The organism is Psychrobacter sp. FME13, from assembly GCF_014861395.1.
In the GTDB taxonomy this organism is placed as follows: domain Bacteria; phylum Pseudomonadota; class Gammaproteobacteria; order Pseudomonadales; family Moraxellaceae; genus Psychrobacter.
This window is the reverse complement of sequence record NZ_RRYV01000298.1, coordinates 1-1,288: the sequence shown is the minus strand read 5'-3', so window position 1 is coordinate 1,288 and position 1,288 is coordinate 1. Positions and strand designations below refer to the sequence as shown.

The following is a 1,288-nucleotide window of genomic DNA, read 5'->3' as shown; positions in this document are numbered from 1 at the left end:
TGGTAATCGTTTAGTTGATTTATTTTATAACATTTTTGTGGTCATCTGACTATACCCAGTTGTTTCTTATCTAAATCTATCGATTAAAAATGATATTAATTAGTCAAACTTATCAATAAACTTAATTGTGAAATAACAAACTTATTTAATGAAAATTAATTATTATAAATTGTAGTAACAATATCTTATTGTGTAGAACTACATATTCCATTGATTTTTTACTCAAGTAAAACTACTACTAATTAACTGTAAGATATAAGCATTTTTCATACTAGTATTGGATTCTTTTAATAAAAGTATCCATGCCATACGCTAGAATGCCACTGTTTTTATTCTGTATTTTTTTTATCAACATCAATAACTGTGAGCTATCATGACATTTTTCTAAAGTTAACAAATATCCCCAAGCTTCTACAGGTGACGTGTGTTTTTCTATATAAGTGGCTAAATCTAGCTTTATCGTCTCATAGCTGGCATTGGTTGGTATGGCATTCAATATACCATCTATTGATTTTTTACCTACGTTTTTTATTCTACTTGCATTACTAGATAAGCTATTAAACTCTATAGCAGTCTTACCACTAAAAGATTGAGAAGATGATTGGTGTTGAGGTTTCTTAATTTTTTGGACTTTAGTAGATGCTTGTTGAGTAACAGTTGTCTTAGCTAATGCATTACTATCTGTTACTATTTCAATACACTCAAGCGTTAATAACAGCTCAAAAAGTGGCTCTATACCACCGCAATCAGCAAAAATTTTACTACGATCAAGTATATCGAGATAATTTTGATAAGCACGCTTTCCATCAATCATAATAAGTAGTGTTCGCGCTTCTCGCGGTAATACGCCTAAGTGCCTAGATTTAATCTCTAATCGGCCTAAGTCGCTTTTTTGAAATATTTCGCTACTATTCATTTTCAGCCCCATATTCAGGTAGGTATTCTTATCACAAATCATCAATTAAACAATTTTTTGGTTTGAAGCCACTAGATAGTCCAACCCTAAATTTTTATGAGTTGCTAAAAATGATTTTAAGCGTAAATATAATAGTTAATGTAACTTAAACCATTGATTTTAGTATATCAATCTCATCAATAGACTGTTAGCACTAATTAAAACCAATAGAATGAACGGTTGATATAGGATATAAAAGGTCATTAATGTCAATTTAAATGGAAAATTTGTTGCTATAGCCATAATATAAAACATTGAAGCACTAAGTTTAGTCATGCGGTAACCCTCCCAAACTTAAGACACCTAATAAATAGAATTAAGCTGCCTGATTGA

General features: G+C 30.0%; 1 protein-coding gene. It reads right to left on the bottom strand.

The features are described 5' to 3' along the window. Positions 1–271: 271 nt before the first annotated feature. Complete coding sequence (locus EI164_RS16160) at positions 272–916, bottom strand: hypothetical protein (protein ID WP_192520995.1); 645 nt, start codon at positions 914–916, stop codon at positions 272–274. Positions 917–1,288: the final 372 nt, after the last annotated feature.